Source organism: Flavobacterium sp. 2755 (assembly GCF_031455715.1).
Taxonomy (GTDB): Bacteria; Bacteroidota; Bacteroidia; order Flavobacteriales; family Flavobacteriaceae; genus Flavobacterium.
Map to the genome: position 1 here is coordinate 204885 of NZ_JAVDTG010000010.1, position 23869 is coordinate 228753.

Annotated in this window: 17 protein-coding genes; 3 read left to right on the top strand and 14 right to left on the bottom strand. The window is 33.8% G+C overall.

The annotated features are described in order from the left end of the window. The 9 genes from J2Y38_RS20810 to J2Y38_RS20850 all read right to left on the bottom strand — a co-directional run bounded on the left by J2Y38_RS20810 (position 1) and on the right by J2Y38_RS20850 (position 11969). Positions 1-1125 (bottom strand): sensor protein KdpD, encoded by a 1125-nt coding sequence (locus J2Y38_RS20810; RefSeq protein WP_309846427.1) that lies wholly within the window; start codon positions 1123-1125, stop codon positions 1-3. 214 nt (positions 1126-1339) lie between these two features. Beyond that, entirely contained in the window at positions 1340-2419 is a 1080-nt protein-coding gene (locus tag J2Y38_RS20815; RefSeq protein ID WP_309846429.1) for a porin, read from the bottom strand. Positions 2420-2862: 443 nt separating this feature from the next. Next, positions 2863-3414 carry a K(+)-transporting ATPase subunit C gene (locus J2Y38_RS20820; RefSeq protein ID WP_309846432.1) on the bottom strand — a complete coding sequence of 184 codons (552 nt, stop codon included), beginning with the start codon at positions 3412-3414 and terminating at the stop codon, positions 2863-2865. A 93-nt stretch (positions 3415-3507) separates the two neighbouring features. After that, the gene (kdpB, locus tag J2Y38_RS20825) at positions 3508-5565 is read right to left on the bottom strand and encodes a potassium-transporting ATPase subunit KdpB (protein ID WP_309846434.1); all 2058 of its coding nucleotides are present in this window, start codon (positions 5563-5565) and stop codon (positions 3508-3510) included. Between the two features lie 8 nt (positions 5566-5573). Next, the gene (kdpA, locus tag J2Y38_RS20830) at positions 5574-7295 is read right to left on the bottom strand and encodes a potassium-transporting ATPase subunit KdpA (RefSeq protein WP_309846436.1); all 1722 of its coding nucleotides are present in this window, start codon (positions 7293-7295) and stop codon (positions 5574-5576) included. 74 nt (positions 7296-7369) lie between these two features. After that, positions 7370-7447, bottom strand: coding sequence for a K(+)-transporting ATPase subunit F (gene kdpF, locus J2Y38_RS20835; protein ID WP_081909388.1), 78 nt, complete (start codon positions 7445-7447; stop codon positions 7370-7372). Positions 7448-7607: 160 nt separating this feature from the next. After that, a complete protein-coding gene (locus J2Y38_RS20840; protein WP_071636641.1) occupies positions 7608-7889 on the bottom strand; it encodes a hypothetical protein in 282 nt (93 codons plus the stop codon). 247 nt (positions 7890-8136) lie between these two features. Further along, positions 8137-9480 carry a sigma-54 dependent transcriptional regulator gene (locus J2Y38_RS20845; protein WP_309846438.1) on the bottom strand — a complete coding sequence of 448 codons (1344 nt, stop codon included), beginning with the start codon at positions 9478-9480 and terminating at the stop codon, positions 8137-8139. Between the two features lie 50 nt (positions 9481-9530). Continuing rightward, positions 9531-11969 carry a sensor histidine kinase gene (locus tag J2Y38_RS20850; protein ID WP_309846440.1) on the bottom strand — a complete coding sequence of 813 codons (2439 nt, stop codon included), beginning with the start codon at positions 11967-11969 and terminating at the stop codon, positions 9531-9533. A gap of 207 nt (positions 11970-12176) precedes the next feature. On the opposite strand from J2Y38_RS20850, the gene J2Y38_RS20855 reads away from it, so the two are divergent. After that, a complete protein-coding gene (locus J2Y38_RS20855; RefSeq protein WP_309846443.1) occupies positions 12177-14150 on the top strand; it encodes a sigma 54-interacting response regulator in 1974 nt (657 codons plus the stop codon). 110 nt (positions 14151-14260) lie between these two features. Here J2Y38_RS20855 and J2Y38_RS20860 read toward each other — a convergent pair whose 3' ends face one another. Continuing rightward, entirely contained in the window at positions 14261-15046 is a 786-nt protein-coding gene (locus J2Y38_RS20860; RefSeq protein ID WP_309846445.1) for an alpha/beta hydrolase, read from the bottom strand. 296 nt (positions 15047-15342) lie between these two features. Here J2Y38_RS20860 and J2Y38_RS20865 point away from each other — a divergent pair, with 296 nt between their 5' ends. Beyond that, positions 15343-16575: a polysaccharide deacetylase family protein gene (locus tag J2Y38_RS20865; RefSeq protein ID WP_309846448.1), complete on the top strand. Its 1233-nt coding sequence runs from the start codon at positions 15343-15345 to the stop codon at positions 16573-16575. Between the two features lie 143 nt (positions 16576-16718). Here J2Y38_RS20865 and J2Y38_RS20870 read toward each other — a convergent pair whose 3' ends face one another. The 4 genes from J2Y38_RS20870 to J2Y38_RS20885 all read right to left on the bottom strand — a co-directional run bounded on the left by J2Y38_RS20870 (position 16719) and on the right by J2Y38_RS20885 (position 21988). After that, the gene (locus J2Y38_RS20870; protein WP_309846451.1) at positions 16719-20258 is read right to left on the bottom strand and encodes a M1 family aminopeptidase; all 3540 of its coding nucleotides are present in this window, start codon (positions 20256-20258) and stop codon (positions 16719-16721) included. 4 nt (positions 20259-20262) lie between these two features. Further along, positions 20263-21147, bottom strand: a complete 885-nt coding sequence (locus tag J2Y38_RS20875; protein WP_309846454.1) for an ABC transporter ATP-binding protein — start codon at positions 21145-21147, stop codon at positions 20263-20265. Positions 21148-21263: 116 nt separating this feature from the next. Next, positions 21264-21470, bottom strand: a complete 207-nt coding sequence (locus tag J2Y38_RS20880; RefSeq protein ID WP_012024053.1) for a helix-turn-helix transcriptional regulator — start codon at positions 21468-21470, stop codon at positions 21264-21266. Between the two features lie 2 nt (positions 21471-21472). Further along, positions 21473-21988, bottom strand: a complete 516-nt coding sequence (locus J2Y38_RS20885) for a DUF2975 domain-containing protein (RefSeq protein ID WP_309846458.1) — start codon at positions 21986-21988, stop codon at positions 21473-21475. Between the two features lie 174 nt (positions 21989-22162). Here J2Y38_RS20885 and J2Y38_RS20890 point away from each other — a divergent pair, with 174 nt between their 5' ends. Then, positions 22163-23179 carry an LLM class flavin-dependent oxidoreductase gene (locus tag J2Y38_RS20890; protein WP_309846460.1) on the top strand — a complete coding sequence of 339 codons (1017 nt, stop codon included), beginning with the start codon at positions 22163-22165 and terminating at the stop codon, positions 23177-23179. The last annotated feature ends 690 nt before the right edge of the window (positions 23180-23869 follow it).

Consider the following 23869-nt stretch of genomic DNA (forward strand, 5'->3'; position numbering starts at 1 on the left):
TTACGACAGTATTACAAGATCAACATTTGACAACGACAGTTTGTTTAGCAAACGCCTAAAAATTGTTGTAGACAAAATTACTTTAAATAAATTCAAATGCGGTTTTCCGATGCAGACTGTTGTAATTTGTTTTTCTTCTACGGCTGCCAAAATTGCATCGGCAATATTTTTGTTTTCCAATTTAATAACTTCTGCGCCTAATTGTACGGCGAGTTTAAAATTATTAATTAAATGTCTTTGTTTGTCTAGAGCAATTTTTGTGCTGCTTTCCTGTGGCGTTTCTACATACAAAACATACCAGGATCCGTTGTAATAACTTGCGAGGCGTGCTGCTTTTCTAATTACAATTTTAGCCGTTTTATCATTACTGCTAATGCAGGCCAAAAGTTTCTCATGTCGCAAAGCATGAAGATTCGGAACTTCATTTTCAACTTTTCGAACGACCTGACTCGCTACTTCTTTCAAAGCCAATTCTCGAAGTTGTAAAATCTGTTCCGATTTAAAAAAGTTCGTTAAAGCCGTCTGAATTTTATCTGGAGTATAAATTTTTCCTTCCTTCAGACGCGCAATCAAATCTTCAGATGTCAAATCGATATTCACGACTTCATCCGCCAATCGCAAAACATTATCCGGAATACGTTCCTGAACATCAATGTTGGTAATTCTTTTTACAGATGAATTTAAACTTTCAATATGCTGAATATTGACAGCCGAAATGACATTAATTCCAGCTTCCAGAATTTCTAAAACATCCTGCCAGCGTTTTTCGTTTTTGCTTCCTTCAACGTTCGTATGCGCCAATTCATCTACAATAACCACTTCTGGTCTAAGGTTGATTATAGCCTGAACATCCAATTCTTCTAATTCTTTTCCTTTATAGAAAATGGTTCTCCTTGGAATTATAGGCAAACCTGCTAATAATTCATGCGTTTCCTTTCGCATGTGCGTTTCGATGTAGCCAATTTTTACATCGATTCCGTTTTTCAATAACGAATGCGCTTCCTGAAGCATACGAAAAGTTTTCCCCACACCGGCACTCATTCCAATGTAGATTTTAAACTTTCCCTTTCGTGATTTCTGAATTAAATCGAGAAAGTGCTGTGCGTTATTATTTTCGTTTTCCATAATTTTTGCCACGAAGGCGCTAAATCACAAAGTTTTTTTTAAGCCACAGATTTCACAGATTAGAAGGATTTTTTTCGCCACGAATTACACAGATTTTCACAAATTTTTATTTAATATAATTCGTGGAAATTTGTGTAATTCGTGGCAAATAAATCTACACAAAGACATTAAAAAATCCTTTTAATCTGTGAAATCTGTGGCAAGAAATATTCTCCTAGAAACTAATCGCCAAGGAAGTCGTTACAAACGTATTCGTATCCGTTGGAAGATTATCTTTATTTGTGAAAATTTCATCTTTACTTGAAAGATTTCTAGCTTCAATTCTAAATATAACATTATCAGTAACTAAGTAATCAAAGTTAGCTGAAAATCCGTAAGTTTTAAAACCATTTGGCGTTTCAGTTGCGATAATCACACCTTTTTCGTCGCTATAATATTCACCGCGCGCTGCAAGCTGAATTTTATCTGTTGGTTTGTATTGCAGAATCAAAACTGGCGAAAACCAAGTATCGTATTTGTTACTATTTTTAGCCGATTGCTGAGATCCAACATCAAAACCAGCCGTTACGTTTGTTTTCTCCGTTACTTTAAACTGTCCGTAAAAGTTGTTAAAATGACGCCATTTTTTGTCAATATCTGGCTGTTCATTTCCAACATAAGTACTCCAATTCAAAGTAACCCGATCAGATGGTTTGTAGGTAACCTGAGTTCCAAAAGCAGGCGTTTGATTTCCTTCTACTTTCTCAATTCTTTGCCAGCCATTTAAGTACATACCAGCGATATACCATTCTCCAGATTCAGATGTGTAACCAATTTTAACTCCTGCTTCATAATAAGGAGAATTCTCAGCCAGAATACTTCTTGATAGAGTCTGGCAGTCTTTTCCGATGGCACTTTCAAAACCAATGTGAGCAGGCATAATCCCTGCATCAATCCATAAATTATGGCTTTTCGAAATTTTCACGCCCACATTTGCCTCGTATATATTTTTCAGCAAACCTTGTTCTGCCGACATATTATATTCAGCATACGTTCCGGCCATTAAGGCAAAGTTTCCACGAACATTTTCTTTCGTATAATTTACTTTTGCCAAACCCAAATTAATGTTAACTTCATTGCTTTTATTAAAGTTGTAAAAAAAGCTAGGACGAGTATGATTCTCAGGTTTCCCGAAATCATAACTATAATAAGTTTCTACATATCCTGAAAACGTCAGCGGACTTTTAGATTCTTCTTGTGCATGTAAATTGCTAAAACCAAAAGCGATTAAAGCGGTAAGTAATATTTTTTTCATTTTTGTGGTATTCAATTATTTATTAGTAGATTTTTTAGGAGCTAATCCCGCTATCCGTTTCAATCTTTTGTGTCTCGTTAAAGAAACGAGACACAAAAGGATTTCCACTACTATCGGGGCTAGGGCATTTGGAGTAAAAAGGCGTTTTGTATTTTAATAGGTTTTTATATCCTAACAGGTTTCCAAAACCTGTTAGGTATTATTGTAAGTGTAGTTTTTCAATTCCAATTCTCGCCATTTTTTGTAATCCCGAGAAACGAGGGATCTCCGCAAGTAGCTCGACAAAGATTGGCGATTATGTGGACGAAGTTTCGAGTGTGATCCTTCGTTCCTCAGGATGACAAACTGTGTGGTTACTCTGTTTATAATACCTAACAGGTTTTGGAAACCTGTTAGGATAAAAACCTTAGAAACTTAGCGACTCAGAACTTCAGAACCTTGTTTTATCGAAGCACATCCAAAGCCGCATTCAATTCCAAAACATTCACCGTTTCAGGTCCAACAACAGCAGAATTAATTTTAGATTCAACCAAAGATTTTACTTTCGCTTCGTCTAGTTTTCTTTCTTTAGCAATTCGTTTTACCTGAATCAAAGCGCCTTGCGGAGAAATATTTGGATCCAAACCACTTCCTGAAGCCGTAACCATATCTGACGGAATATCAGATTTTTTCAAGTACGGATGAACCAATAAAAGCGTATCAATTCTTTTTTGAACTAAAGCCAAATAATCAGCATTACTTGGCCCTTTGTTGCTTCCGGCACTTCCGGCGGCATTATAATCAACAGCTGAAGGTCTTCCCCAGAAATAATTCGACTTATCGAATTTTTGACCAATTTTTTGATAACCAACAACTTTTCCGTTAACCGAAATCGTTTCTCCTTTTCCTTGGTTTGGAGCCAATTGTGCGATTCCGTAAATCGCTAAAGGATAAATAACCGCAAACAAAATCAAAGTAAGTACGGTAAGTTTTAATAGTGAAAATAGATTTTTCATTTTTTTTATTTTTAGAGGTTCTAAGGAGCTAAGATTTTAAGGGACTAAGAAAAAACTTAGCACCTTAGCATCTCAGAACCTTAGCAACTTTTTTTACATAAAGAGAGCAACAATTAGATCAATAACTTTAATTCCGATAAAAGGAACAATTAGACCGCCAAGACCATAAATCAAAAGATTTCTTTTTAAAATGGCACTTGCTCCAATTGGTCGATAATCAACACCTTTCAGCGCAAGCGGAATCAATATCGGAATGATAATCGCGTTGAAAATTACAGCCGATAAAATTGCACTTTCAGGACTATGCAAATGCATAATATTTAAACCTTGCAGCGCAGGAATCGCAGTAATAAAAAGAGCAGGAACAATAGCAAAATATTTCGCAACGTCATTTGCAATAGAAAAAGTAGTTAAAGTACCTCGAGTCATTAAAAGCTGTTTTCCAATTTCAACAATCTCAATTAGTTTCGTTGGATCATTGTCAAGATCGACCATGTTTCCTGCTTCTTTTGCCGCTTGAGTTCCGCTGTTCATGGCAACTCCAACATTGGCTTGGGCAAGGGCAGGAGCATCATTTGTTCCGTCACCCATCATTGCTACTAAACGCCCTTCAGCTTGTTCTTTTCTAATGTAATTCATTTTATCCTCAGGCTTAGCTTCGGCAATAAAATCATCAACACCGGCTGCTTCGGCAATAAATTTAGCCGTAAGCGGATTATCTCCTGTAACCATAACCGTTTTGATTCCCATTCTGCGTAAGCGCTCAAAACGTTCTTTCATTCCGGTTTTGATAATATCCTGAAGTTCGATAACACCTTGCACTTCATTGTTTTTGATTACTACTAATGGAGTTCCTCCGTTAGACGAAATGGTAATGACTTGTTGAGCAGTATCTTCTGGAAAAGAATTTCCGGCTTGCTGTGCAATGTTTTTTGCAGCATCTTGTGCGCCTTTTCGAATATTAGTTCCGTCTTTTAATACGACTCCAGAAGTTCTGGTTTCGGCAGTAAATTTTATAGTGTGTGAAATGTTATCTGTAAAATGTGAAATGTCTTCCTGTATTTTACCATTTAAATTGATCGTTTTGCTCAACTCAATAATACTTTTCCCTTCCGGAGTATCATCAGCAAGTGAACTTAAAACAGCCGATTTTACAAAATCATCAAAAGAAATTCCTTTTGTTGGATAAAAATTGGTTGCTTTTCTGTTTCCAATTGTAATCGTTCCTGTTTTATCCAAAAGCAGTACATCAATATCTCCGGCAGTTTCAACCGCTTTACCCGATTTTGTAATTACGTTAGCACGCAACGCTCTGTCCATCCCCGCAATACCAATCGCAGAAAGCAGACCTCCAATTGTAGTAGGAATCAAACAAACGAACAAAGCGATGAAAGCCGCGATCGTGATGGGTGCGTTGGCATAGTCGGCAAACGGTTTTAGCGTAACGCACACAATTACGAAGATTAAAGTAAATGCGGCTAATAAAATGGTTAAGGCAATTTCGTTTGGTGTTTTCTGACGGCTTGCACCTTCAACCAAAGCAATCATTTTATCTAAAAAGCTTTCGCCTGGTTCAGAAGTTACTTTTACTTTAATTTTATCAGATAACACTTTGGTTCCTCCGGTAACCGAAGATTTATCTCCGCCAGCTTCCCGAATTACAGGAGCACTTTCTCCGGTAATGGCACTTTCGTCGATTGTAGCCAGACCTTCGATAATTTCACCATCGGCTGCAATTAAATCGCCAGCTTCGCAAACAAAAATATCGTCTTTTTTTAATGCCGAAGAACTAATGTTTTTTATTTCTCCGTTTGGAAGAATTTGTCTTGCGGGAGTTTCTTCTCTTGTTTTTCGCAAACTATCGGCTTGTGCTTTTCCTCTTGCTTCAGCAATTGCTTCGGCGAAATTGGCAAATAAAAGCGTTGCAAGTAAAATGAAAAATACAATTAGGTTATATGTAAAACTTCCTTGATCGGTTGCGCCCATTAATATTGAAATGCAGACAGCAAACATAATTGCGGTTCCAATTTCTACGGTAAACATTACCGGATTTTTGATCATCATTTTTGGATTAAGCTTCACAAAAGACTGCACTAAGGCTTCTTTTACCTGTTTACTTTCAAACAATGATGTGGATTTATTAGTTGTCATTTTTTATATTATTTTAAAGTAAAGAATTCTGCCAATGGACCTAAAGCCAACGCTGGGAAGAATGATAAAGCAGCGATAATTGCGATTACGGCAAAAGTCATGATTCCGAAAATTGATGTGTCGGTTTTTAAAGTTCCTGCACTTTCCGGAATGTATTTTTTACCTGCCAATAAACCTGCAATTGCCAATGGCCCAATGATTGGAATAAAACGGCTTAGCAGTAATACAATTCCTGTAGTAATATTCCAGAACGGATTATTATCTCCCAAACCTTCAAAACCAGAACCGTTGTTAGCAGCACTCGAAGTGTATTCGTATAGCATTTCTGAGAATCCGTGATTTCCGGGATTGTTTAACCAGCCTGTTGCGTTTCCGTTAAACCAATAACCCATTGCAGTATCATGCGCAGCAAAATAAGATGCTAAAGCAGTTCCTGCTAATATTAATAAAGGGTGAAGAATAGCTATAAAAGCAGCAATTTTAACTTCCCGCGCTTCGATTTTCTTACCTAAAAATTCAGGAGTTCGACCAACCATTAATCCGGAGATAAATACAGCCAGAATAATGAAAACATAGTAGTTCAAAATACCAACACCGCATCCGCCGTAAAAGGCATTTACCATCATAGATAATAATTGCATAGCACCAGAAATTGGCATAGAACTATCATGCATACTATTTACAGAACCTGTAGAAATTACCGTTGTAGCAATACTCCAGAATCCTGACATTGCGGGTCCAAACCGAACTTCTTTTCCTTCCATCGCTCCAGTTGTTTGTGCGATGCCCATTTTTTCGATGGCAGGATTTCCGTTGATTTCACTCATAACTGTTGGAACAACCAGAAGTAGAAATCCGATCGTCATTACACCAAATATGATATTTGATAATTTTCTTTTGTTGAGGTAAAATCCAAGAGCGAAAATCATGGCAAACGGAATAATCATTTGTGCCCAAAGCTCAACTCCATTCGTAAAGTAAGTTGGATTTTCTAATGGATGTGCTGAGTTGGCTCCAAAAAAACCACCACCATTTGTACCAATATGTTTAATGGCAATAAATGCAGCAGCTGGTCCGCGAGAAACTTCTACATGATCACCTTGAAGCGTTGTAATAGCATCTTTTCCTTCAAAAGTCATTGGAGTACCGCTAAATACTAGTGCAATAGCTACAATTGCTGAAAGTGGTAATAAAATACGAGTACAGCTTTTGATGAAATAATTGTAAAAATTACCTAATTGTTCTGTCGTTCTTTCTTTCATTGCTGTAAAAATCATTGCAGCAGCAGCCATACCGATACCTGCAGAAACAAATTGAAGGAACATCAAGACGATTTGTGAAAGGTAAGAAACCCCGCTTTCGCCTGAATAATGCTGTAAGTTACAATTGACTAAAAATGAAATAGCAGTATTAAATGCCAAATCAGGCGTCATAGAAGGGTTGTTATCCGGGTTAAGAGGTAAAGAACCCTGAAACAATAAGACAAAAAAGCAAAGAAAGAACCAAACCATATTAATACTTAAAAGTGCTTTTAAGTGTTGTTTCCAGTTCATTTCTTCAGTGGAATTGATACCACTGATTTTAAAGATAAATTTTTCAATTGGATTGAAAATCGGGTCAAGAAGTGTTTTATCTCCTAAGAAAACTTTAGCAATATATTTCCCTAAAGGAATCGCTAAAACAATGGTTAGGATAAAAATACCAATGACGCCTAATAATTCTGTGTTCATATATTTAATATTAGATTGTTGATTTTAGATTTTAGATTTCTTTGAGACAATCTTAAATTCTAAAAATTCATATTTTAAAATTTTTCAGGTTTGATTAATACATAAACCAAATACACGAAAACGGCGATTGAAATAATAAATAGTGCAGTCATGATTTAGATTTTTTCAAAAAATTCAACAGAAAGGAAACAAATGGTAAACAGCACTACGGCCAGCCCGAGTAAAAGAAAAGTGATCATAGGATTTATTTTAGATTTTAGAGTTCAGATTTTAGATATGTTGGAGCGATTAAACGATTAAATAGTTAACCAATTAAACGCCAGAGGCATTAACCTGTTTGATATATTCCGCTTTAAGTGTTTGTGGAAAAAGATGTGAAATATTGCAGTGACGTACTTCCATAAAAGAAGAAACCGAAAAAACATACACATTAGAAATGGCGTTTTTAGTTTCGATGCTTCCGGTTATAAACAAACGTTCGGCAAGAGCCAGACATTTCTTTGCTCTCACAATATTGCCTGAAATAATTGATTTTTTGGTGATTTCGGCAAACCGTTCAGCTTGTTTGTAGATTGAGGTAACTTGAGTTTTCATTTGGAATGAATTTTTAATGTTCTCTCTCCCTATGCCAAAATATGTTCCGAAAAAGTCAAGTTACAGCTAAAGTGCTGTCAATAAAAGGAAAGTAGTTTTGTGCCAAAAAATAGGCATAAAAAAAGCCTATCAAAATGATAAGCTTTTATTGAAATGATAAGGTTAATTATTAATTGTTAATTATTAATTGTGAATTGTTAATGGTAAATTGTAATTTTCTTGTAATTTGAATTTGCCATTGATATTGTTATTGAATTTGATATTCTTCCAACTTTCGATACAAAGTCGCAATTCCAATTTCTAATAATCGAGCCGTTTCTGCTTTATTTCCTTTGGTATAATTTAAAACTTTTTGAATATGTAGTTTCTCAACACTCTGCATAGAAAAAGCCGACATTGGTTTTGAGTTATTTTCAGCTTGATGCTGCATTTCGTAAGGCAGAACATCTGATGTTAGAGTATCGTCATTACTCAAAATAACCGATCTTTCGATGATATTTTTAAGTTCGCGGATGTTTCCCGGCCAGGAATAATTTTCTAATTTTTGAAGAAAATCATCTGAGATATGTAATGTTTTTTTATTCGTTTTTTCAGAAAACTGTTTAACGAAATGATTCGTCAATACGGCAATATCTTTTATTCTTTCTCTTAATGAAGGCAGTTTAATTTCGAAGATATTCAAACGAAAATACAAATCAGAACGGAAACGATGTTCGTCGCTTTCTGTTTTTAAATCTCGGTTTGTAGCCGCAATTAATCTGAAATTTGATTTTTTTGGAGTTGTGTCGCCAACTGGAATATATTCGCTGGTTTCTAAAACACGTAATAATTTCGCCTGAAGATCAATTGGCATTTCACCAATTTCATCCAGAAACAAAGTTCCGCCATTGGCTTCTTCAATAAAACCTTTTTTATCTTTTAAAGCTCCGGTAAATGCACCTTGTTTATGACCAAAAAGTTCGCTTTCTAGAATTTCTTTACTAAAAGTGCTACAGTTAAGAGCAACAAAAGATTTGCCTACGCGATTGCTGTTTTCGTGAATCGCCTGTGCGAAAACTTCTTTTCCGGTTCCTGTTTCTCCTGTAAGCAAAACAGTCGAATCTGTTTTAGCTACTTTTTGTGCAAGATCAATAACCTGTTCAATCCCTTTCGATTTTCCTATAATAGTGCTGAAAGAATATTTATCGTTGATGCGTTTTTCAAGTTGCTGTACTTTTTTCTGTAAATGCACTTTTTCAACCGCTTTATAAAGTAGCGGAATAATCTTGTCGTTGTCGTCGCCTTTTACAATATAATCGAAAGCACCATTTTTCATCGCCTGAACGCCGTCTGGAATATTTCCAAAAGCTGTTAATAGAATAACTTCTGTAAGTGGAAAACTTCCTTTTATGTTTTGAAGAAAATCAACGCCATTTCCGTCAGGCAATTTCACATCACATAAAACAACATCAATATCCGTTTGTTCGAGTTTCTTAAAACCTGATTTTAAATCTTTGGCTTCGATAACTTCAAATCCTTCCGATTTTATAATACGAGCCAGCAGACTTCTCAGTTTTTCTTCGTCGTCTATAATTAAAATTTTGTGTGTCATTTGCAGATAAGCTAAAACCGAATTGGTATTTTGAGGTACAAATTTAGGTTTTAAATCACTTTCCTTTTTTGATTCAACGGAAATTCTTGCGAAAATTCAATTTTCAAAATCGTTCCGTTATTATTTTCCATTGTTAATTTTCCGTCAAGATCATCCGTTAAACCTTTTATCAAACTCATTCCGAAAGAGTTTGCTTTTTTATTGCTGAGGTTCAAATCAAAACCAATTCCGTTATCAGAAATAGTCAATATATATTGATTTTCAGCTTTGGTTTCAAGCGTTATATAAATCATTCCGGTTCGATCTTCGGGAAAAGCATATTTAATAGAATTCGTAATCGCTTCATTTAAAATCAATCCCAACGGAACAGCGTGCGCAACATCTAATTCCAGCGGATCGATTTTTACTTCAAAGCGAATTCTCTGTCCAAGCGAAAAAGAATCTCGTAAATATTCGACTAATTCTTTAATATAATTTGGCATATTGATTGTCGAAATATTTTCAGAATTGTATAATTTTTGATGAATCAAAGACATCGAATGAATTCTGTGCTGGCTGTTTTTTATAGCGGATAAAGCCATATCATTTTCCAAATAAGCCGATTGTGAATTGAGCAGACTAATTACAGTTTGAAGATTGTTTTTTACACGATGGTGGATTTCTTTCAACAGCCATTCTTTCTCATCCAGTAAATGTTTCAGATTGATATTTTTCTGGTTGATTTCTTTTTCCTTGATTTCAAGTTTGGCGTGATTTCGTTGTTTTAAACGATATCGGTTAAACAATAATGCAATTACAACCAGTAACAATACTAAACTCCATATAGAAACACTATTTAAAAGTTTTGATTTTCGCAATTCGCTTTTTTGTAATTTATCCTGATCATTTAAAAGTTTAATTTTTTGTTCCTTATTGGCCGTTTCATATTGAATTTTGAGTTCGTCAATTTGTTTGTTTTTATCTACTCCATGAACTGAATCCATTATTTTTTTATAATCTTTAAAACGTTCTAGCGCACCTTTAAAATCACCATTGATCGAGTCTGTTTTGTACCGTAAAAGTTGTAATGCATGCGAATCGTATTTGTCATTGTTTTTTAAAAGCGCGGCAGCTTTATCAGAATAAAATTTAGCTTCCTGAGGCTTATTTATTTTGATATAAAAAAGAGCTATTATAATATATTCGTGAACAACTTCCCTAAAAGTTTCCGGACCATTTAACTGCTGTGCATAATAAGCGGTTTCTTTAAAGTATTTTTCAGCTTTAACAAAATCCTTTATTTCGTCATAAGAATTGGCTTTAACATACGCAACAGACATTTTATCAAAAGTACTTTTAGGAGGATGTTTTTCTGTCATTGAATTAATATAAACAATCGCTTCTTTAGTTTTTCCTTTTAGAGATAAAGCTGCTACAGCACTATAAAAACTTTTGTACCAAGTGCCGGTATCAATAGTATGCTGGCCTATTTCGATACTCTTTTTGTACAATTCCAAGGCTTCTTCGTGATGGCCATAATGATTATATACATCTCCCAAACGCATATAAAAAATGTCACCAAAAGTATAATCCTTTTCAGCATCCATTCTTTTTACACTTTTTAGGGCATAATATAATGCGTTTGGGATATTGTGCATCGCCATTTCAATATAAGCAATTGTTGTTTCCGCAAATTGCTCATGTGTAAAACCAATTTTTCGTAAATCAGCTAAATTTTGATACAATCTTTTTTTAGCTTCATTTACTTTATTTGTCCAAAAATAGATTGTCGTGATTTTGGTGTAATTCTCTATTCTCTTTTCTTCTAAACCTAAAGAAGCATAAAGCGAAACGGCTTCTTGCAGTATTTTTTCTTTTTCGGGATCAAGATTGAATAAAAGAGTTCCGTAAGCATCTAAAGCTTCGGCAAGACCTAATTTGTCATTTTGTTTTCGGCATTCATCTATAACCTGCAAAAATATTTTTTTTCCTTCTGCCGGATTATTGGCCTGATAATAATATTTGCCTAATAGCAGTAAACTTTGATGCTGCCATTTTTTTATTTTACTTTGATTACTTGCCAAAACTGCTTTATCAATATAAAGTTTTGCGTTTTGTAAATCCTGTGGTTTTGTTCCCGGTTTAAAAAGATAAAAACTCCCTAATTGAAGTAATAATTTAATTTGGTCTTCACCTTTTGATTTAGCCAAAAGCTTTAGTACAGAAGTGATGTTTCCTTTATCTATGAACTCACTTCCAATTAATTTTGTGCCATCATTAAAACCTTCAGTATAGCTTAATGAAACAGGCAATTTGTAAGCTTTGCAGGCAACAACTACAGCGCTGTCAACATCTATTGCACCTTGATTGGCATTAAATAAATATGTGGAACAGCTTTGTATTAATAGTCTTTTTTTAGCAAGATCATATTTAGCAACGGCAGGGGCTATTTGTGCAAATAATGAATTGGTAATTAACAAAATCAAATAGAAAGTATGCGGTCGTTTCATAATTTGTTAAAAATTAGTTTTTTGGATTGGTTTTAGTAAACAAATATAGAAATAAAGAAGTGTGGTTTTTTTGAAAAATATCAAGAAAATTCACATTAAATGTGATTTTTTTGATTTAATTTTTTCAAAACACTGAAATTACTGGCGATATTTAACTAATTTTATGCCAATGAATTATGAGATTATAATATAAATAATACTACATTTATGGGAACCTTGTCTGATAAAAGCCCTCAATCTGACGAAAATGAATATCAAAAACAAATTTTAATTGTTGAGGATCAATTTATCGAAGCACATGATTTACAGTTGATTCTCGAAAAAGCAAACTATAAAGTTATCGGAATTGTACGTTCTGTTGATCAGGCTTTGGATGTAATTCAGACCCAGAAACCAGATTTGGTATTTTTGGATATTATGCTCAAAGGAGATAAAAACGGAATAGATCTGGCGCATATTTTAAAGGAAAAAAATATCGGTTTTATATTTATTTCTGCAAATTCAAGTAAGAGAATTTTAGATCAGGCCAAAACTACACATCCGTATGGATTTATTGTAAAGCCATTTCGGGAACAGGATATTTTAACAACGCTTGAAATTGCTTTTTACAGACAAAAATACAGTCTTGAATCTCAGTTAATGCAGCAGTTAGATTTAAAGAGTGAGATTTCAGAATTAATCAATTCAAACCTAAAACTCGAAGATGCTTTACTATCTTTTGCTAAAATAATTCAAACATTTATTTGTTTTGATTACCTGGAAGTTGGATTTGTAAATGCAGAACAATATTCGAACCTTGGAATCATCCGAAAAAATATCGATCAATATCAAATCATCAGCGTACAGAAGCTTTCGCAAATTGCCGATATATCGATAAGAGAATTAAATGAAACCTATATAAAATCTCAAATAGACATAAAACCAATTATTTACAGCGAAGAATCGTTGATTAATAATTTTCAGGCCGCACCCATAAAAGGAATTATTTCGCATAATTTCGGAATCAAATCTTATCTGGTTTTTCCACTTTCAATTGCAGCCTCACAGCGTTTTTGTTTCACTTTCTACAGCCGTAATTTCAATGTTTATTCAAATGAAAACCTGAAATTATTATCCAATCTGGAAAATACATTTTCACAATTTATTTCCCGTTTTTATTCTGCAGAAAAAATAATTGTTGAACCAAAAGAAATTCCGCAGAAAAAAGAAAAAACAGAAAACATTAAATCCGGTTTTGAAGGCATCATTGGAAACAGTTCACAAATGGTAACGGTTTTTAACTACATCAAAAAAGTAGCGCCATCAGATACTTCCGTTTTAATTTTAGGCGAAAGCGGTACCGGAAAAGAAAAAATTGCCAAAAGCATTCACGATTTATCGCCAAGAAAAGACAAACCATTAATTATTATAAACTGTGGTGCCATTCCTGAAAACCTTGCCGAATCTTTACTTTTCGGGCATGAAAAAGGTGCTTTTACGGGAGCTTTAGAAAAGCGAATCGGGAAGTTTGAATTAGCAAACGGCGGAACAATTTTTCTGGACGAAATAGGAGAGATGCCGCTAGAACTTCAGGTAAAATTATTGCGTGTTTTACAAGAACGTGAAATAGAACGTGTCGGCGGATTGATGCCTATAAAAATCGATGTTCGTATAATTGCAGCAACGAATAAAAACCTTGAAGAAGAAGTCGCTGCCGGACGTTTTAGAATGGATTTGTATTACCGACTTCATGTTTTTCCAATAATGGTTCCATCATTAAAAAAGAGAAAAGAAGATATTCCTGAACTGGCAGATTATTTTATAAAAGTTTACAGCGAAAGAATGAATCGAAAAGTACCAACACTTTCCGATAATGCCTTACAGCAAATAACAAATTACGACTGGCCGGGAAATATCAGAGAATTGGAACATTTGATACAGCGTACTTTATTGCTTACAGAAGGAAATACAATTAAAACAATTGAATTTTCGCCTTCATCCAAAATACACGCACAGCAAAATACCGATTCATTTTCGATTAAAACCATTTTAGAAAATGAACGCGATTACATTTTATATATTCTTAAAAAATGTAACGGAAAAATCTCAGGCGCCGGCGGTGCTGCAGAAATTCTGGATATTCATCCGTCAACTTTAAACTCAAAAATCAAAAAATTAGAAATTAAGCGGGAAATAAGTTAATATTTTTAGCACCGAAAATTGCTCGCAAAGTCGCAAAAATTTAATCTTTAAAAGAAAAACTTAGTGACTTGGCGACTTTGCGAGATTCAAAGACAAAGAATAAAATAAATTTAAGTAACCTTCTCAATCCATTTTGCCACAGATTCTGCAACTTCCTGCCATTCGTTCTGAAGAATTACAAAATGATTTTTGTTTTTAAATTCTTTGTAACAAGTTATAGAATATAGATTTCTATGCTTTCTGTAATTCCAATAAACCAATTTTGGAGAAATAATTTGATCTTCAGAACAGGAAATAAAAAACAGTGGAACGTGTTTTTTCCTGAAATTGATTTTTGCATTTTTTGAAAATAAATTCCGCAAAGCTTTTTTAGATTCGGGAATTATAAACTTCTCATATTCATTTTTTTGTTCTTCGATAGGAGCAATGTTGAAAAATGCTGCTTTCCAATTTTCGAAGGTTAAAATGAAAGTTTTTTTTAAAGAAAAAATACCGAATGAAAAAGGTATAATATTTTTATAAAAGGGAAACTTTAAAGTCGTAAAGCCTTTTGGCGGAAAAGAATTGATGCAGATCCCTGCTTCGGCTAAATCTTTCTGAACCAATAATTGTACTAAAAGCCCGCCATAAGAATGTCCCACTAAAATAGGTTTCTCGGGAAGTTTCTCAATAATTTCGGTATAATAACACAAAAGATCAAATAAACTAATCGATCCAATTTTTACACATGGATTTTGTTTCCTTAAATTTAAGGCCGAATCATTTTTATGAAGCCAGGGCGGAGCTACAACTTTGTATCCTTTATTTTCAAAAAAAGCAATCCATTCTTCCCAATAAAAATGGCTCACAAAAGCTCCCGAAATAAACACAATCGTTTTTGTATTAGATAGATACATAGCAGGATTTTTTAGTTGTATTTTAAAATACAATCTGCATGCCCTTTTGCGAAGTATTGATTATAAAGGATTTCCTGCTATTTTGAATTATGGAGAACTATTATATTTCGTTAAATACCTTTAATGTGTTGAAATATCATTCTTTTTAAATGTTTGAAAGTTATTAGAATCGGCTAAAATTAGACGCTGATTTTACGAAGTGAATCCGTTTTATCCGCGTTCAATTATTACACTCAACAATTATCAATTTATTTTAAAGTATATGTATCTTTAGAATCTCTAATTCTAACTTTAAAATGAAAATACCACATTCCCGAATAAAATCTTTTTTATTCATTTTTGTTCTCCTGATTAATTCAGTTTCACTTTGTTTCGCAAATGATTTTAATACTAAAACAGATTCCTTAAAAGCGAAAATTATTTCCTTTAAAATCAAATTAAAATCAGACAATAAAGTCACAATAAAACCTGCTTCTTTAAAATTCAACAAACATTTCGCCTACAGTTTTACACTTGATGATGGATATCGATCTGCTTATTTAACCGCTTTTCCGTTATTGAATGGCGGAAAAATAAGCAATCCGGATAAAAACGAATGGAAAATCGATCAGGGCGGAGACGGAACAACTTCAAAAGGTCTTTTTTATTCAGACGGATTAGGAAATAAAATTCCGTTTAAATTGGCTTTGGCAGTTAACGGCGGCGCAATTCGTGATTTACCGGCAAACCGCGGACATCTTTCGTGGCCGGAAATTAAAGAAATGTACAATGCTGGCTGGGATATTTTGAATCATGGTTTTCACCACGCAACAAAACACGGCACAAATTATTTGACTGAAGTAACCGAAAATACAACCTCAATAAAACAAAACCTTGATTTTACCATGTCGCATTTTGTGGTTCCGGGCGGAGAAGGTGATGAGAAATATTATTTGGAATATGAAAAAGAGGCACTTAATAACGGACATTTTTCGGTAGCGTCTTATTATGGTGTTGGTCCTGTTTTTAATGTTGATTCAAAAGTAAATCTAGATAAAATGATTACAGCCAGAACTTTTGTGCAGAGTTCAAAAGATACAATCGGTTTTAAAACAATGGATCGCTATTTAAAAACTTTAGATTCAATTGTAAAAGAACCCAATAAAATTTGGTTTAACGAATTTACACACGGAACAGGAAATACAAACTTGTGGAATCTAAGCATGCGTTTTCCTGATTTTAAATACTATATGACAGCGCTTGCCAATAAATACGGCGTAAAAGGAAACGATTCCATTTGGATGGCGTCGTGGCAGGAAGTTTACGAATATATTTGGTTAAGAGACAGAATTAAAGTTGATTACAAACAAAATAATAAAGAAATTGATGTTAAAATTGAACTGCCTGAAATTCCAGAAAATTTTAGATATCAAGATATTTCATTAGCAATAGATACTTCTTCAAAATTTGAAATCGAATCAAATAAAGATTTAAAAATTAAAGACGACGGAAAAACAACTCACAAACAGATTTTAATTCAGCTGAGGTAAAAGTTTTTTGCCACAGATTAAAAAGATTATTTGGATTATTTATTTTGAGGATAAACTTTAGGGCAAGCAAAAAATCATTTTAATCCTTTTAATCTGTGGTAAAAAAATATTAGTGGAAATTCGTGGAATTCGTGGCAAAAAAACTAATCAATTTCTTTCTCGTTGTCCTTTATAAAAGTATCAATATTCATTAAATAGGGATCAATAACAATGCGTTGAGGTTTTGTTTTGAGTTTAACTTTGCCTTCAATTTTATTGTTTTTGATATCAAAAGGATAAAGAGACAACTTTCCGTTTTCATCATAAATACCAATATCTATAGTGGCATCGTTTGCAATTTGTTTTCTTTCTCCAGTTGCATTTTCTCTAAATTTTTCAGAAACCGCTTTAAAAGAAACCTCATAAAAACCATTTTGTTTAATACTTAAAACCGATTCTATTTTTGAAGAATAAGTAATAATCTGCTTAAACATTTCATCTAATTTAGCATGCAGTTTTTGATCTGTCACAGCATAAATCTCTTTTAATAAATCTTCAGAATCAGGAAACGGGTTTGGATATTTATAATGATTCAGGAAATTTTTCAAAGCAAGATTTACTTTTTCTTCACCAATTAAAACCCGAAGCTGATGCATTACCAACATTCCTTTATCATAAGGTAAATGCGAAGTTTCGTAATTTGTTTTATACAAAGGCGTTTCAGGATCATAACTTCGGCTGCTCAAATATAAATCGAGATGAATTTTTAAAGTTTCGAGTGCTTTTTCCAAACCATGTTCTTTTTCATAAAACATCAATTCCGTGTATTGCGCCAAAGTTTCGGTTAAAATCCAGCTTCCTTCTTTTTGTTCCGGACTTATTTGTGAATTTCCCCACCATTCATGCGACAATTCATGAGCCGTTAATTGATTAATTACATCTTCCTTATCCTTGTTGTTAAGGTTGCTGTAGAATCCGAAATTCTCTTTCATAAAAACTGTCGACGGATAAGAAGTTGCAGCAAATCCATCGGCGAAAGCAGAAACTTCGGCATAACGAATTGTTTTGTATGGATACTTTCCAAAATTATTTTGGCAGTAATCTAAAGTATTTTTTACATCCTGAATTAGTTTTTTAATGTTTCTCGAATGTCTTTTATCATAAAAAACTTCAATCGAAATACCTTTATAATTCGTTTTTTGAATTCCATATTCGGCAGAAGAAAAAGCAAATCGAAACGGAATCTTTCCATTAGATTTATAATGAAAATAATTGCGGTCGTCTTTTTTCCAATTCCCAATTAAATCTCCAACGCCAATCGCCGTTTGATTTTTAGAAGTCGAAACCACAGCATCATAATCAACAAAATCATATTTAATTTCCGATTTGTCTTCTAGTTTTTTAAGAGGCGCCTGCGGTTTCAAATGTCTTTTTGCCCGTTCTTTTTTACTGCTGATTTCATTCGATTCCTGATAACCAAAAAGCGGAAAGTAACGGCTTATTCGCATAAACGAACCATTTTCGATTATAGAATTAAAAGCAGTATGTCCTTTAAATGGCGACCACGAAGACTCAAAAGAAAAATTCATTTTTATTTTCTGCTGAGGTTCTAAAGGTTTTTCTAATCGATACCAATAATGATGAAATGCCGAAACATCGTTCAAGTTTTTAGAATTCGGAATTTCAACAGAAGTCAACTTTGAATTTCTATCTATATATAGGAGTAAACTATCAATAGGTTTTTCAGAATTATTAATCAATTCATAAGTGCCTTTTACTTCATAACGATTTTCCTCAGGAAATAAATCGACTTTACTTTTTACAGAAATAATCGTGGGCTGGGCAAGATTGGTATATTTTTTAAATTGAGTTTCATATTTTTCGCTCCAGTTATTCTGATCTTCTTCGGTCAAATATGGATATTCAATATTCGTTTTATAAAAAAGATAACTTCCAAAACCAATAAAAAGAATAATTCCCAATGCAAAAGTCATTTTCTGACTGCCATTAAATGAATTTCTTCGAAAGGTTTTTAGGATTGAAGCATTTCTTTTCCACAAAATCCCAGTCAAAGTAAGAAGCAGTAAAGCCAATCCGAAATTGTATAACATCGAAATATGAAACGGAAAAGTATATTTTCCGAAACCATTCAAGTCAAAATACTCTCTTTTAAAAGCATCTCCAAATCGAAGTAAAGGATGAGAAATTCCCAATTGCTCTCCAATTCCGGTGCAAAATAGAAGACATATAAAAGAAGCAACGGAAAGTCCGATATATTTATTTTTAATAAAAGTCTGAATCGCAATTACCAAAATCGAGATCAACAATAGCGGAAAACCGAGATAATAAAACAAAGAAAGATAAAGACCAATTTCGATTGGAGCATTTGCATTCGCAATCTGAAATATACATCCAATCAAAATACTAATGCTGATTATGATTAGTGGGATAATAAAAAGTGCCGTCAATTTCGAAAGTAAAACGACAAATTGAGAATACGGTGCAGTATTTTCGAGCATTTCAAATCTCGAATTTTCGCTTCGGTTTACTAATTCACTGCTGTAAAAAAGGAGAATTAGAATCAGAATAAACGGCAGACGATCCATTATCGTGGAAATCATTAAAGCCGTATCTGTAATTTTTTCAGCTAATCGGATTCCGCCATCAATTTCATCCGAAATTTCGATTGCCAATAATCCCGAAAACAAAAGAACAATCAATAAAAACGGAATTCCTTTTAGAACTAAAAAAATATCCAGCTTGATATTGCTTTTAAAAACAGCAAAATTATGTCTGAAAGTTTTGAATTCGATGTTTTTTGGAATTTCCGAAGAAAGAATTTTTGTTTCTTTTGAAATAGTTTTTGAAGTTTTAACCTTTTTAGTTTTTGTTTTTCGGAAGGAAAACAATCGATAGGAAACAAAAAGTAAAAGCAAGGAAACCGAAATCCACAATAATCGGTTAAATAAAAAGTTTCCCGAAAGTGAAACTAATTCAGTATTTTTTTCAATCGAAGTCCAATATCTCGTTTGTTCTAAAAAAGCCGCCAACCCAAACGGATCTATTTTTGCTGCCAAAGACATGGCTTTCGCCGAAGACGGAGAAGCATTTGCAAAGATGGGAGAATTAGAAAAAATGGAACCCGCTATATATAAGATGTAAATTAATAAACCCCCAACATAAATAAAAAGTTTACTTCGCGTAAGCCACGCCAAAGCGGTCAATATAGAAAGGCACAGAAAAATATTCGGAATCACAATTACAAAATAAGGCCAGAGATAATTTATAATTTCAAAAGGACCAATCTCGCTTTTAGAAAGCCACGACATTTGGTGTCCAACGATCATTCCGACAATAAACATACCAAAAGAAACTACGGCGATTGCAAATGCAGTAATAAATTTAGGCGCCAAATAATGAAACTTAGAAATAGGAGAGGAGAAAATAATCGAATCAAATTTCGTTTCATATTCCTTTAAAAAACCCTGTGCGACTTGAAGTGTAATCGAAAATATCGTCATCAGCGAAATCAGACCAATCGCATAAGTCAATACATACGGACTATTTTTGTAAGCACCTGAAAAAGAAAAGTTCGCAAAAGCACTCACAAAAAATCCTAAAACCAAATAAATAATAAACGTGGCATAAAAAGTCCAGCTTCTGGTGTTGTTATGCCATTCAAATTGAATTAATTTAGAAAGCATAACACTAATTTTTAAGTTGATTTTGAGCTAAAACACTAAAATAAACATCGCTCAAATCTGGCGATATCAATTCAAAACCAGAATCTGGCCGTACATCCGAAAAAACATGAATATTGATTTTCCCTGAATTTAAGTTGGACGAAATGATATTAAAGTTCGATTGATGATCCTTCAGTTCTGCTTTCTCAATCGCCTTCATCCAGATTTTACCTTTTAAAGAATCGATTGCTTCATTTGGTTTTCCTTCCAAAATCAATTTTCCGTTAGAGATAATTGCCATCTTAGGGCATAAATCGCGAACGTCTTCTACAATATGAGTTGATAGAACTACAATAATGCTTTCGCCAATTTCACTCAGTAAATTATTAAATCGGTTTCTTTCTTCCGGATCAAGTCCCGCAGTGGGTTCATCGACAATAATAATTTTCGGATTTCCCAGTAAAGCCTGAGCAATTCCAAACCTTTGACGCATACCTCCGGAAAAAGAATGAACCGCTTTATCTTTATGCTGTAACAAATTCGTCTGCTGTAATAAATACAAAATTTGATCGTGACGTTCCTTTTTATCAACGATTCCTTTTAAAACCGCCAGATGATCGAGCAGGCGATAAGCCGAAATTTTAGGATAAACGCCAAATTCCTGAGGCAGATAACCCAGATTTTGCCTAATAAACATTGGGTTTTCCAGAATATTAATTCCGTTAAATTCAATAATTCCCGCAGTAGGTTCCTGCAAAGCGGCAATAGTCCGCATTAAAGTCGATTTTCCTGCACCGTTTGGGCCAAGTAAACCAAACATTCCGTTTGTAATTTCAAGCGATAAATCGTCAATCGCTTTTGTACCGTTCTCATACGTTTTGCTGAGATTTTTGATTGATAAACTGTTCATTTTTTGATTGATTTTGATGATTGAATTAAACTATAATTTGAAAAATTTAGGCAATAGAATACCTGTCGGCTTCAAAAACCGATTTATTTATGAGTGAAATAAGATTTAAAAGAAAGCTATTCTGCCACGTATTCTAAAATATCCCCGGGCTGACAATCCAATATTTTACAAATAGCTTCGAGAGTATCAAACCGAATTCCTTTTGCTTTTCCAGTTTTTAGAATCGATAAATTGGCAGGCGTAATATCTAGTTTTTCTGCCAACTCTTTACTCTGCATCTTGCGTTTAGCAAGCATTACATCAACATTTACAATTATTGGCATAGTTATATAAATAAGTCTTGTTCGTTCTGAAGGTTTAAACCTTGTTTAAAAATGGCCGCTAAAAAGTAAGCAAAAACACCCAGCATTCCGTGTAACAGAATAAATAGCGAAACTTCATTATCCAGCGGAACAAAAAAGAAAGCCACAAATATTACAATACTCGGGATTAATAAATTGGATAAATAGAAACGCCTTAAATGAGAAATTCCATTTTGCGTAAATAATTTAGGCTGAAAAAATACTTTAAAAACATTACTGCTCAATAAAAAGAAAAGCCCATACAAACTCAGCGGTGCCAAAAAATCAAAAAGAATATACGGCAGATTGTAATCGCCTAACATTATTGGATGAGTAGTAAACGGATAACAAACCTGAAAATACTTTCCACTATCTTTAAATGTCAAAAACAATCCTGTTGTTAAAGTAAAAACAGAATATCCGGCCAAAAAGAAATAAACCACAGACAAAAAACGGGTAAAATAAAATAATATTCTAGATACAATATGAGTTGTCTTCATATAATGAAAAGTTAGGTTGATATTGCAAATGTATAATTAATTATCGTAAAACAATAATTAATTATTAAAATTTACATTTTTCGAGATACTTACAAATATTATAAATCTATTAACATTAGAAAACAAAAGGCATCCGTATAAATGAGTTAATTTTGTAGACTAGCATTTTTTTATATGAAAAACCCAATTTCAGTCTCATTATTAGACCTCGCTATCATCACTCAGGATAGCAACGCTTCAGAAACATTTCAAAAAACAAAAGATATAGCGCAATTAGCAGATACTTTAGGATACAAGCGATTTTGGCTTGCTGAACATCATAATATGGCACACGTTGCGAGTACAGCAACAGTGGTTTTAATTGGGTATGTAGCAAGTCAAACTAAAAATATCCGCGTAGGTTCTGGCGGAATCATGCTTCCGAATCATTCTCCTTTAGTAGTTGCCGAACAATTTGGAACTTTGGAAACCCTTTATCCAAACCGAATCGATTTAGGTTTAGGAAGAGCACCAGGAACAGATCAACCAACTGCAGAAGCAATCAGAAAAGACTTTTTTGAGCAAGCACAGCGTTTTCCGCAAAATGTAAGTAAGCTTCAAGAATATTTTTCAAGCGAAAATGAAACAGGAAAAGTACGCGCGTTCCCAGCCGAAGGCTTAAAAGTGCCAATTTGGATTCTAGGTTCAAGTATGGACAGTGCAGCTTTGGCAGCAGCTTACGGATTACCTTATGCGTTCGCCGGACACTTTGCACCAAAGCTAATGATTCAGGCATTTGAATTTTATCGTCAAAATTTCCAGGCTTCAGAGTTTCTAGATAAACCAAAAACAATGGCCTGTGTCAATATCATTGCCGCTGATACAAATAAGGAAGCAGAACTATTGTCTACAAGTTTGTATCAAATGTTCCTGAACTTAATTAGAAACGATCGCAAAGGTTTGCAGCCACCCGTTCCGTCGTTAGATGATATTATGAACGAACAAGAACGTTTCCATGTCAATCAAATGACAGCCGGAACCTTCACAGGAAACAAAGAACAATTAAAAACTGATTTGAAAAAGTTTATCGACTACGCCAGAATCGACGAACTAATGGTAACAAGCCCAATCTTCGATCATCAGGCAAAACTAAAAAGCATTCAAATCACAAAAGAAGCAATCGACAGCCTAAACGAAAGTATACATATATAAGTATACATATATATAAGAGTGTAGATTTCATTCTCATAACCCGACAGGTTTCAAAAACCTGTCGGGTTTATTTTTTATACATATATGTATAGAATAAATTAAAGATCCAATTCTCCGTAGAAACGCACAGCAGTGTGTCTACGTCACGTATAAAGAAAATTTAATTCATGATACTATATTATATAGTAATGTCCAGCTGAGCGAAGTCGAAGCCTTTTTAAGATTGGAATTTGGAATTTAAAAGATTTGGAATTTGTTTTTAATAAGGAGCTTAATCCCGCTATCCGTTTCAATCTTTTATTTTGAACCCCAAAATAAAAGGATTTCCACTTCTATCGGGGCTAGGAGATCAGTTTTTCAGAAGAAAATTTCCGAAGGAAAAGACGTTTCCAGAAGAAAAACCACAGAAAAAACCAGACTTCGGGCCTTAGTGCCTTCGCGGCAGAATCAGGCACAGCGAAGCCAAACCGCCAAAATCCCCAATAAAGATAAAACCACGAAAAAAACTTTACCTTGTAAAAAGCAAGATACCAGTGACTTATAAAAAAGATGGAAAAAATATAAAAAAAAGGCTTGTAAATGTAAATAAAGGTGCTACTTTTGCACCCGCAACAACGAAAGAGGTTCACTGAAAGACTGGCAGGAAAAGAAATCAAAACTGAAAAATTTTTCAGAAAAAAGATTAGAAAA

Bases quoted from the DNA above. Each gene is read 5' to 3' on its own strand.
- J2Y38_RS20810 (WP_309846427.1), bottom strand. From the start codon at position 1,125: ATGGAAAACGAAAATAATAACGCACAGCACTTTCTCGATTTAATTCAG.
- J2Y38_RS20815 (WP_309846429.1), bottom strand. From the start codon at position 2,419: ATGAAAAAAATATTACTTACCGCTTTAATCGCTTTTGGTTTTAGCAAT.
- J2Y38_RS20820 (WP_309846432.1), bottom strand. From the start codon at position 3,414: ATGAAAAATCTATTTTCACTATTAAAACTTACCGTACTTACTTTGATT.
- kdpB (WP_309846434.1), bottom strand. From the start codon at position 5,565: ATGACAACTAATAAATCCACATCATTGTTTGAAAGTAAACAGGTAAAA.
- kdpA (WP_309846436.1), bottom strand. From the start codon at position 7,295: ATGAACACAGAATTATTAGGCGTCATTGGTATTTTTATCCTAACCATT.
- kdpF (WP_081909388.1), bottom strand. From the start codon at position 7,447: ATGACTGCACTATTTATTATTTCAATCGCCGTTTTCGTGTATTTGGTT.
- J2Y38_RS20840 (WP_071636641.1), bottom strand. From the start codon at position 7,889: ATGAAAACTCAAGTTACCTCAATCTACAAACAAGCTGAACGGTTTGCC.
- J2Y38_RS20845 (WP_309846438.1), bottom strand. From the start codon at position 9,480: ATGACACACAAAATTTTAATTATAGACGACGAAGAAAAACTGAGAAGT.
- J2Y38_RS20850 (WP_309846440.1), bottom strand. From the start codon at position 11,969: ATGAAACGACCGCATACTTTCTATTTGATTTTGTTAATTACCAATTCA.
- J2Y38_RS20855 (WP_309846443.1), top strand. From the start codon at position 12,177: ATGGGAACCTTGTCTGATAAAAGCCCTCAATCTGACGAAAATGAATAT.
- J2Y38_RS20860 (WP_309846445.1), bottom strand. From the start codon at position 15,046: ATGTATCTATCTAATACAAAAACGATTGTGTTTATTTCGGGAGCTTTT.
- J2Y38_RS20865 (WP_309846448.1), top strand. From the start codon at position 15,343: ATGAAAATACCACATTCCCGAATAAAATCTTTTTTATTCATTTTTGTT.
- J2Y38_RS20870 (WP_309846451.1), bottom strand. From the start codon at position 20,258: ATGCTTTCTAAATTAATTCAATTTGAATGGCATAACAACACCAGAAGC.
- J2Y38_RS20875 (WP_309846454.1), bottom strand. From the start codon at position 21,147: ATGAACAGTTTATCAATCAAAAATCTCAGCAAAACGTATGAGAACGGT.
- J2Y38_RS20880 (WP_012024053.1), bottom strand. From the start codon at position 21,470: ATGCCAATAATTGTAAATGTTGATGTAATGCTTGCTAAACGCAAGATG.
- J2Y38_RS20885 (WP_309846458.1), bottom strand. From the start codon at position 21,988: ATGAAGACAACTCATATTGTATCTAGAATATTATTTTATTTTACCCGT.
- J2Y38_RS20890 (WP_309846460.1), top strand. From the start codon at position 22,163: ATGAAAAACCCAATTTCAGTCTCATTATTAGACCTCGCTATCATCACT.